This is a genomic window from Rhodococcus xishaensis (genome assembly GCF_004011825.1).
Taxonomy (GTDB): Bacteria; Actinomycetota; Actinomycetes; order Mycobacteriales; family Mycobacteriaceae; genus Prescottella; species Prescottella xishaensis.
Window position 1 is genome coordinate 230,650 of the sequence record NZ_RKLO01000004.1, and the last position, 10,033, is coordinate 240,682.

8 protein-coding genes and 2 pseudogenes are annotated in these 10,033 nt (G+C 65.8%); 9 read left to right on the forward strand and 1 reads right to left on the reverse strand.

Translation table 11 applies throughout. The features are described from left to right. Positions 1-9: 9 nt before the first annotated feature. Positions 10-510, reverse strand: coding sequence for a nitroreductase family deazaflavin-dependent oxidoreductase (locus EGT50_RS11180; RefSeq protein WP_127954461.1), 501 nt, complete (start codon positions 508-510; stop codon positions 10-12). Between the two features lie 116 nt (positions 511-626). On the opposite strand from EGT50_RS11180, the gene EGT50_RS11185 reads away from it, so the two are divergent. The 9 genes and pseudogenes from EGT50_RS11185 to EGT50_RS17050 form a co-directional block, all read left to right on the forward strand. Further along, positions 627-1,421: an LLM class F420-dependent oxidoreductase gene (locus tag EGT50_RS11185; protein WP_127954464.1), complete on the forward strand. Its 795-nt coding sequence runs from the start codon at positions 627-629 to the stop codon at positions 1,419-1,421. Between the two features lie 8 nt (positions 1,422-1,429). Beyond that, positions 1,430-3,229, forward strand: coding sequence for an ABC transporter substrate-binding protein/permease (locus EGT50_RS11190; RefSeq protein ID WP_408014638.1), 1,800 nt, complete (start codon positions 1,430-1,432; stop codon positions 3,227-3,229). 3 nt (positions 3,230-3,232) lie between these two features. After that, positions 3,233-3,964 (forward strand): amino acid ABC transporter ATP-binding protein, encoded by a 732-nt coding sequence (locus tag EGT50_RS11195; RefSeq protein WP_127954470.1) that lies wholly within the window; start codon positions 3,233-3,235, stop codon positions 3,962-3,964. Between the two features lie 475 nt (positions 3,965-4,439). Beyond that, positions 4,440-5,510, forward strand: coding sequence for a hypothetical protein (locus EGT50_RS17365; RefSeq protein ID WP_328590644.1), 1,071 nt, complete (start codon positions 4,440-4,442; stop codon positions 5,508-5,510). Positions 5,511-5,758: 248 nt separating this feature from the next. After that, a pseudogene (locus EGT50_RS11205) lies at positions 5,759-6,362 on the forward strand (ATP-binding cassette domain-containing protein); the annotation flags it as partial. Positions 6,363-6,722: 360 nt separating this feature from the next. Then, entirely contained in the window at positions 6,723-7,193 is a 471-nt protein-coding gene (locus EGT50_RS11210) for a hypothetical protein (RefSeq protein ID WP_127954473.1), read from the forward strand. 597 nt (positions 7,194-7,790) lie between these two features. Beyond that, positions 7,791-8,378: a hypothetical protein gene (locus tag EGT50_RS11215; protein ID WP_127954476.1), complete on the forward strand. Its 588-nt coding sequence runs from the start codon at positions 7,791-7,793 to the stop codon at positions 8,376-8,378. 334 nt (positions 8,379-8,712) lie between these two features. Further along, complete coding sequence (locus EGT50_RS11220; RefSeq protein WP_127954479.1) at positions 8,713-9,135, forward strand: hypothetical protein; 423 nt, start codon at positions 8,713-8,715, stop codon at positions 9,133-9,135. A 421-nt stretch (positions 9,136-9,556) separates the two neighbouring features. Then, positions 9,557-10,033 (forward strand): annotated as a pseudogene (locus tag EGT50_RS17050) (hypothetical protein); the annotation flags it as partial.

The window sequence follows — 10,033 nt, forward strand, 5'->3', positions numbered from 1 at the left end:
CCGAAATCATCACCCTCGCATCGGCCGCAACCGCACGAACCGGATGTTTCGGCCCGCCTCCCGGAAGTCGGCCTCACTGCCGTCGACCTCGAAGCCGATGGTGGAGCACAGCCGAACAGCGAATTTCGGGTGGACGTGGCCGTAGTGCGCCATCAGGTCGCCACCGGCATCGGAATCGAGGAACTCGGCCTCGACGGCGGCCCGTCGGCTGCCCACCTGGACCTTCGCCCGCGGATTCGCCTCGAGATTGCGAAACCAGTCCGACTTCGTCCCGAATCCAGCCGCGACGACGTACCCGTCCGGTGCTTCGCCACCGCGCCCGACCGCGTCGTGGTTGACGAGTTCGAGAACGACCCGACGGGTCTGCCCGCTGCGACGGCCAATGTGTTCGAGAAGAAGGAAGCGGTGGCCGAGCAGGCATCCGAGATGCCACCGGTACAGCGCGATGGGCATGCGAAGAAACCGACGCTTCCAGCCGGTGGGTGGGGCGGGACGCGAGGTGATCCTCATGGGTTCAGTTTGCTCCACCACCCATGTGTCAACCAACAACCAGTGCAACACGTCGATCGCGGGGATACGGTGGCATGAGAGTCACGGTGCAAAAGGAGTCACAAAAGGGAGTTCGCATGACCCGTCCCGTGCGTATCGGCGTCCAGTTGCAGCCCCAGCATGCCCCCGACTACGGCAAGATCCGCGACGCCGTGTTGCGCGCGGAGGACGCCGGCGCCGACGTCGTCTTCAACTGGGATCACTTCTACCCCCTCTATGGCGACACGGACGGCGCGCACTTCGAGTGCTGGACGATGCTGGGCGCGTGGGCCGAGAAGACCGAACGCGTCGAGATCGGTTCACTCGTCAGCTGCGCGGGCTACCGCAACCCGGACCTGCTGGCCGACATGGTCCGTACCGTCGACCACATCAGCGGCGGGCGACTCATCCTGGGGATCGGCTCCGGCTGGTATGAGAAGGACTACGCCGCCTACGGCTACGAATTCGGCACCGCGGGATCGAGGCTGAGACTTCTCGGGGAGTATCTGCCGCGCATCACATCTCGGCTCGGCAAGCTCAATCCCGCTCCGACACGACGTATTCCAATCCTCATCGGCGGTAGCGGCGAGAAGAAGACGCTGCGTCTGGTCGCCGAGTACGCCGACATCTGGCACGGTTTCGGCGAGCGGGACGAGTTCGTCCGCAAATCGGCGATCCTCGGGGAGCACTGCGGGGACGTGCAGCGGGACCCGCTCGAGATCGAACGTTCCACCTGGTGGCCGGGGACAGAACTCGCGCCGGCCTACGTCGAAGCGGGCGTCACCTTGTTCACAGACCACGTCGGCGGACCCGACTACGACCTCACCACGCTCCGTGAGGCACTCGCGTGGCGCGACGAGTACACACCGCCGCAGTTGTCCGGGCTCGCGTAGCTCCGAGGATGCTCGTGGCCGCCTCCGCTGCTTCCCGGTTCCGCGCGGTGGCGGTGCTGGTGGTCTTGCTGCCCGTGCTCGTGCTCGCGGCGTGCTCTCCCGGCCGGAACACGGCGGCACCGACCGACCTGTGCGCGCCGCCCGGTGTCGACAGTGCCACCGCGCTGCCGACCAACCTCGACACTGCCGCCGTCGGTGAGGACACATACACGACCCAGGACACGCTGCCACTCACCGCCATCGATACCTCGAGGCTGAACCTCATCAGACCCGGCACGCTCACGGTGGGGACACTGTCGGACGCGCCGCCGAGCGTCTGCGTCAACTCACAGCACGTGTTCACCGGCTTCGACAACGAGCTGCTGCGGGCCGTCGCCGCGAAACTTGGACTGCAGGTCGAGTTCGTCGGTACCGAGTTCGTCGGGTTGCTCGCGCAGGTGGCGGGCCATCGCTTCGACGTCGGATCGTCGTCGATCGTGACCACCGACGCCCGACGCCAGACGGTCGACTTCACCAACGGCTACGATTTCGGCTATCACGCACTCGTCGTGCTGAATGGCAGCCCCATCGAGGGGTTCTCGGACCTGAACTCGTCCATGCGAATCGGCGTAGTCCAGGGGACGGTGCAGGACAACTACGTCACCAACACCCTCGGAATAACGCCGGTACAGTTCCCCGACTACAACACGGCGTACGCAAGCCTCAAGACCGGACAGATCGATGCGTGGGTGGCGCCGTCGCAGCAGGCCGAGGGCGCGGTCGTTCCCGGTGATCCGACCTCGATCGTGCAGAACACCTTCAGCCTCGACAACTATGTGGGCTGGGCGGTCGCGAAGGACAACCAGCTACTCATCGACGCACTCAATTCGGGACTCGACGCCGTGATCGCCGACGGGACCTGGTCGCAGCTGTACTCGGACTGGGTGCCTCGGGCGTTACCGACCGGATGGAAGCCGGGCAGTAGGGCCGCGCCCACCCCCGAGCTGCCGGACTTCGCGGCCCTCGCCGCGCAGAGGCCGGCCACGTCCGAACCGTCTACAACGCAATCGAAATCGACACTGCAGCAGCTCGGTGAGACGTTCTTCAACTGGGAGCTGTACCAGCGGGCCTTCCCGGAGTTGCTGCGCACCGGCCTGCCGAACACTCTCATCCTTGCGCTGACATCGGGCATCGCAGGCACGGTGATCGGCATGTTCCTCGCTGTCGCCGGCATCTCCCGCACCCGCTGGCTGCGCTGGCCCGCCCGGGTCTACACCGACATCTTCCGTGGCCTGCCCGCCGTGGTGATCATCCTGATCGTCGGCCTGGGCGTGGGTCCGGTGGTCCAGGGGCTGACCGGCAACAATCCGTACTGGTTGGGTGCGGCCGCGCTGGCGCTGTTGGCGGCCGCATACATCGGTGAGATCTTCCGGTCCGGCATCCAGAGCGTCGAGCCTGGTCAAATGGAAGCGGCTCGCGCCCTGGGCTTTTCGTACCGTCGCTCGATGGCGCTCGTCGTGGTCCCGCAAGGTGTACGACGGGTGCTGCCGGCCCTGATGAACCAGTTCATATCACTGATCAAGGACTCGTCGCTGATCTACTTCCTAGGGCTGCTCGCCACCCAGCGGGAGCTGTTCGCCGTCGGGCGAGACCTCAATGCACAAACCGGCAACCTGTCGCCGCTCGTCGCCGCCGGACTGTTCTACCTGGCGCTGACGGTCCCACTCACCCACCTGGTGAACTACATTGACCGGCGGCTGCGGCACGGCCGCCCCGACAAAGGCACGCTCGACGAGCTCGACCAGGCCATCGTCGTGGAGAGAGGCTGACCCGTGACCGATTCCGTCTCCCTCACCGGTACCGGACTGCACCTGGCCTTCGGGTCCAACAGGGTGCTGCGCGGGGTGGATGTGCACGTCGACGCCGGTAAGACCGTCACCGTGATCGGGCCGTCGGGATCGGGGAAGTCGACACTGCTGCGGGTCCTCAACCGGCTGCACGAACCCGACGCGGGCGACGTCCTCCTGGAAGGCCGATCAGTGCTGCGGGACAACCCCGACCAGCTGCGGCAGCGGATCGGCATGGTGTTCCAGCATTTCAACCTGTTCCCGCACCGCACCGTCGCCGACAACATCGCATTGGGTCCACGCAAGCTCAAGAAGATGTCGAAGGAAGCTGCCCGCCAGGTCGCACTCGACCAACTCGAGCTCGTCGGCCTGACGAACAAGGCCGACTCACGTCCGGGCAATCTGTCCGGCGGGCAGCAGCAGCGCGTCGCAATCGCCCGCGCGCTCGCGATGGAACCACAAATCATGTTCTTCGACGAGGCGACGTCGGCGCTCGATCCCGAACTGGTCAAAGGCGTGCTGGCGCTCATGAGCGACCTCGCCAAGGGTGGCATGACGATGGTGGTGGTCACCCACGAGATGGGATTCGCGCGGTCGGTGTCGGACACGGTCGTGTTCATGGATCACGGCGCGGTGGTCGAATCCGGTGAGCCGGAACAGGTTTTCGACAGTCCCGAAACGCCCCGGCTCCAGAGCTTCCTGTCGGAAGTTCTCTAGCCACCGCCAGATATCAAGGTGGACACCAGTAGAGGAACACGACGGTAGCTCAGTCACTGACGCTGGCGCCCGTGGTGGTGCAGCGCAAGACTCCAGCGACGTCCAAACATGAGCTCCAGCCACACAACACTACCTCAAATACGAACCTTGAACGACGGGCCTTCTGCGCCAGACATATTGGCGTAAGACACTTTCCGTATTTTGTCTCATCTTTGCGGCCGCCGAGCAGACCAGTCCAACCCTGCTGGATCTCGGTGGATGACTCGACTACTGCGTCCGAACCGTCTGTATTGCATACGGTTTCGAAAACGCAGGATTCCGAGACAGAGTCGGCGATCTCAACGTGCGAGGGACACGTTGCCCTACGAGATACGTTCCCCTGTAAGCTTCTCGGCGCCGCGGGTGCCCATGTACCCATGTCGGCCCGGGGGGCTACCAGTCGGGGGAACCCAGCACTGTACTTCAGGAGGACTTCTTGTCTCATTCCGTCCGTAAGCGCCTGATTGGCGTCGCCGCTGCCGTCAGCCTCGTCGCCGGTGGCTTCGGCGTCGCCGAGGCGAGCGCCACGCCGGGGAAGCCTGGCGCCCAGGCCACGCAGACCACCGAGAAGTCGGGTGGACGTGGCTACGGCAACGAGAGCCGCGGTAACGGCTACAGCCACCGCGACCGTGACAACAACGACCGCGACCGCGACCGCGACAACAGCTACGGCGACAACAACGACCGCGACCGCGACAACAGCTACGGCGACCGCGACAACAGCTACGGCGACCGCGACAACAGCTACGGCGACGGCTACGGCGGCGGCAACCCCGGCGACGGCAACCCCGGCGACGGCTACGGCGGCGGCAACCCCGGCGGCAACCCCGGCGGCGGCAACCCCGGCGGCGGCAACCCCGGCGACGGCAACCCCGGCGACGGCTACGGCGGCGGCAACCCCGGCGGCGGCTACGGCGGCGGCAACCCCGGCGGCGGCTACGGCGGCGGCAACCCCGGCGGCGGCAACCCCGGCGGCGGCAACCCCGGCGGCGGCAACCCCGGCGGCGGCAACCCCGGCGGCGGCAACCCCGGCGGCGGCAACCCCGGCGGCGGCTACGGCGGCGGCAACCCCGGCGGCGGCAACCCCGGCGACCTCGACGCGTTCGGCTCGCTGAGCACCATCGAGGTCAGTACCAGCTCGTTGAGTTCCATCGACGTCAGCACCAGCTCGCTGAGCACCATCGAGGCCAGCACCGGAAGCCTGGCACTCGGCAGCTTGGCACTCGGGCTCGCGGCTGGCGGCTTCGGCGCACCTCTGGCGAGCGCTATGCCGACGGGGAGCGCCCTGCCGGCTGTGGACGCCATTCCGGCGGCGGGCGCCATGCCGGCGGGGAGCACCATACCGACGGAGGCTGGTGCCCCGGCCACCGAGAACACTGTGCCCCTGGGTGGGCCCGACGGCGAGGGCGACTGCTCCTGCACCGGCGGCGACACCGGCATCTCAACCGGCAGCGCGGCCCTGGCTGGTCTGGCCCTAGGCGGGCTGACCTTCGGTCTCCTCAGCTAGCCGATCCAGTGACACACCGAAGGCCCCGCCAATGGCGGGGCCTTCGGCCGTTCAATCTGGCTCCATCCGCTATGGAGTCGGTCAGGTTCGGCACCCGTGTGTGGCAGCGGCAGACCCACCCCCGTCGTGCAGAACTAGCTCAGACCTCAACAACCATGCGCGCTAGGCGTCACATGAGACAGCCAACCCGAAACCACCGTCCGGATGGAAGTTGGGCACCGGGCCCGTGCCGGCCTCCGAGTTGATCAGGCCGCGCGGGATCGAGAAAGTCCACACTGCTGTGAATACTGAGCCGATTGCACAGACCCGACGCGGGCGACCTCCTCCTCGAAGGCCGATCGGTGCTGCGAGACAACCCGGACCAACTGCGGCCGCGGATCGGCATGGTGCTTTGGCACTCCGGTGAACAAGAGCGACTCGCGTCCAGGCAATCTGTCCGGCGGACAACAGCATCGCGTCGCGACGGAACCGCAGGTGGTGTTCTTCGACGACGTGATGTCGGCGCTCGATGCCGAACTGGTCAAACGCGTGCTGGCGCTGATGAGCGACCTCCCGAAAAGCGGCATGAGGATGGTGGTGGTCACCCACGAGATGGGATTCGCGCGGTCGGTGTCGGACATTGTTGTGTTCATGGATCATGACACGGTGGTCGAATCGGGGGTTCCGGAGCAACTCTTCGACAATCCCGAAACGCCTCGGCTCCAGAGCTTCTTGGTCGGAGGTTCCCTACTGGCTTGGCGCAGGATGCCGGGGCTCCGGTGCTGGACAGGTTGGCCAGCGCTGGAGCACGGCAGGTGTCAGCTACGGGACAAGCATCCAGTGATCTGGTCCCGGAAATCGTGCACCAAATGACACGGTCGGCGATTCGATGACGATCGCTGTCTCCCAGATTGCGCGGTCGATACTGCGCTCGCCCGCGTGACCTGCCTCCCGTTCGAGGCACTCTAGCCGGGCTCTCCAAGCAAGGTTCTCCAGGGGCACAAGCGATTGCCCACGGAAGACGTGACCGATTGGGGAACAGTGTTTTCCGGTGAGGAAGACTTCAACTGGTACCCAGGAGCAGCATCGCAGGCTGTGACACGGTTCCGTTGCGGCGGTGCCGATACGGCCAAGACGGCTGAAGTCCAAAGGACTACGGGCGCCCTGTGCGCTTAAGCGTCGCCGAGGTTCGGCGCGATCAGCCTCTTCGACCGCTGCGCGGTAGTACACGTGGTGGCGGCCAGCACCGGCTCGCTCGGTTCGGCCGGGTCGAGTTCGCAGGAGGAAGTCACCCTCTCCGCCGCCGTCGTCGACGGCAACGAAGTCACCGTCACCATCGACAACGACACCGACGAATCCCTGGTCTGCACCTGGCACGCGAAGGGCAAGGATGCGGCCGACGGCGACGATCCGGCCGCCGCCTTCCACGACATCGTCGAGCCGGGTCCCCGGGAAGAGAAGGCGACCATCGACGTCGACGGCGACTACCTCATCAACTGGGATTGCACCTCTTCCGAGACCGACGAGCGTTGGGGAACGGAAGGCGACCAGCCGACGGCTGATCCGTACGCGTTCGCCATCGGCGACGACGAGTTGGGCGAGGGCAGCCTGGGCGGCGACACCGGCAGCCTGGTCACCGGCGGCCTGGTCGTCGGCAGCCTGGTCCTCGGAGGCCTGGCCATCGGCGGCCTTGTCCTGGGCTGATCCAGACGGAGACACCGAAGGCCCCGCCAAACGGCGGGGCCTTCGGCCGTTCAAAGGCTTCAATTCGCAAGCGGCCCCGCACCGGAAACGCGTCGGCCATCGCACCCTCCACGGCATGAAGCCGTCCACGAGACCCGCGAGGTACCGCTCACGCAAACCCGTGGAAACCTTTGGCGGACAAAATCACACCGCCCGACCGACTCGACACGAGCGAGGCAATTGCTCCAGTTGCCGTACCGCTGTAGCGGAAACCGCGAGCGCAGGACGAACTGATGGTCTCCGGCGTCGCCGAGGTTCCACAGGATGCAGATTCCGTCCGTCGACTCTCCCACGACCGCCCTGTGACTAGTCTCACATCTGCCCTATTGCGCCAGCGCAACAACACTTTTGACCACCGTCCAGCCGTTCTTGTGAGATCAGTGGGCGTGTTGTTCCGACCATCAGATCGTAAAGACCGTGTTAGCTTCTAACAGCACAGCAGGTACGAAATGACCTGTTCGGGGGGATTCCGATCGGGCTCTGTGGCCAATTACCAGCCAGCCAGCTGCGCATATCCGCACGCCGTCGTGTGCGGTCCGTTGAACCCTAGGAGTACCCATGAAGAAGTCTGTTCGTACCGGAGCGATCGCGCTGCTCGCGGCCCCCCTCGTCGCCACCGCGTTCGCTGCTCCGGCCCAGGCGCAAAGCTCGTTCCCCAGCTCGACCGGAAGCTCGTTCCTCGGCTCGGACGCGGAAGACTCCGCCACCGAAGCTTCCGCCACGGCAACCGGTGGCGTAAAGGCCTTCACGGTTGCGTTCACCAACCCGACCACGACGGCTGCAGAATGCGACTGGACGGCGACTCAGATTCTCCCCGATGACGCCGCAGACGACGAGGTGGCGGAGGTCTACACGGGTGTGGACGTTGCGGTCGCCGCCAACGACGGCACCGTCGATGGCACGGAAGAGGTTGAGCAGGATCCCGCCGTGGTCGGTACCTACGAGCTCACCTACACGTGCACCGACGTCGACGGGACCGTGTTGGGCGAGTCGGATGCGACCGACCTGCAGAAGTTCGACGTCACGGAGACGGCCGCGGACGGCAGCTCCGCGGGCGGCAGCTCCGAGGGCGCCCTGCTCGTCGGCAGCGTGGCCATTGGCGGCCTGGCCATCGGCGGCCTGATCCTCAGCGGCCTCCTGGGCTGATCCACATAAGAAACACACCGAAGGCCCCGCCGAACGGCGGGGCCTTCGGCCGTTCAATGGCGTTCTCTCCCTCCTCGCAGACGAACCCATGGCGCAGCAGATCTCGCAGAACCGCGCAGACTGTCCCGCATCATTGACCGCTCTCGAGAAACGTGGAGGTTCATACGGCGTGTCGCTTCCCCATGCGGACGCTCAGACCCTGCTAGTTTTCAGCCGCAAGTAGGAAACAGCAGGATCTGCCCCGGGGGTTCGATCACGCTTCGCTCCTTCGATACCGACCGGCGCAGCAACCCGTACGCGGAATCGCGTCCGGGAAGGAACGAAGGAGGAATCGATGAAGAGGTCAGTACGCACCACCGCCGCAGCGGTTCTCGCCGCCCCGCTTCTCGCCGCCGTCGTCGCCGCGCCGGCCCACGCAACCGAATCGCTAGGCGAACCGCTGGGCTCGCTGGGGATGGGCTCGATAGAACAACTCCTTGGCGGTGTGAGCGGCTCTGCCGAAGGCAGCATGAGCGGCTCCGACCAAGGACAAGGCAGCATGAGCGGCTCCGACCAAGGACAAGGCAGCATGAGCGGCTCCGACCAAGGACAAGGCAGCATGAGCGGCTCCGACCAAGGACAAGGCAGTATGAGCGGCTCCGACCAAGGACAAGGCAGTATGAGCGGGTCCGGCGAGGGCAGCTTGTCTGGCGACACCCTGTTCTTCGGCAGCGTGGCCTTCGGCGGCATTGGCCTGATCCTCAGCGGCCTCAGCTGATCCAGAGACACCCGAAGGCCCCGCCGGTTGGCGGGGCCTTCGGCCGTTCATTCGGGTTCTCATTCGCAAGTAGTGGCGGCGCACCGGAATCGCGCCAGCCGTCAAGAGTCCAGCGCGCGCGAACCTGTTGTGCGAGTATGCCGAACTCCGGAACCGGACGCCGTCAGGACAGGATGTCACTGACTCCCAATCCTCCGGCACAGTGGCACTTCCCGTGCGGGCCCGGCGGTTGCATTGGCGGCGGTCGGTAGGCGTGTCGTTTCTCCCCACGACTACGGAGAGCGTGTTAGCCTGCAGCGGCACAGCAGGAACCGAAATGTCCTGTCGGGGGGGATTCCGATCTGGCTCTGCGGCGAATACAGCCAGCTGTCGCGATAACCGCATACGTTCGTGTGCGGTCACTTGACCGAAGGAGTTTCCGTTGAAGAAGTCCGTTCGTACAGCAGCGATTGCCCTGTTCGCTGCGCCTCTCCTCACCGCCACGTTCGCTGCACCGGCCAACGCCCAAGAAGGAACTGGCAGTATCCAAATTAGCATCCCCATCGACATCGACCTCGGCAGCACAGGCGGTGAGGACGAGCCCGGCGCCGGTGACCTACTCGGCAGCGTGGAGGACGTCGTCGGTGGCGACGGCGACGGCCTACTCGGCAGCGTTGAATTCGGCAGCTCCGACGACGACAACGGCGGCCTGCTCGGCAGCCTAGAGGACGTCGGTGGCAGTGACGGCCTGCTCGGCAGCCTCGAACTCGGCAGCTCCGACGACGACAACGGCGGCCTGCTCGGCAGCCTCGAACTCGGCAGCTCCGACGACGACAACGGCGGCCTGCTCGGCAGCCTCGAACTCGGCAGCTCCGACGACGACAACGGCGGCCTGCTCGGCAGCCTCGAACTCGGCAGC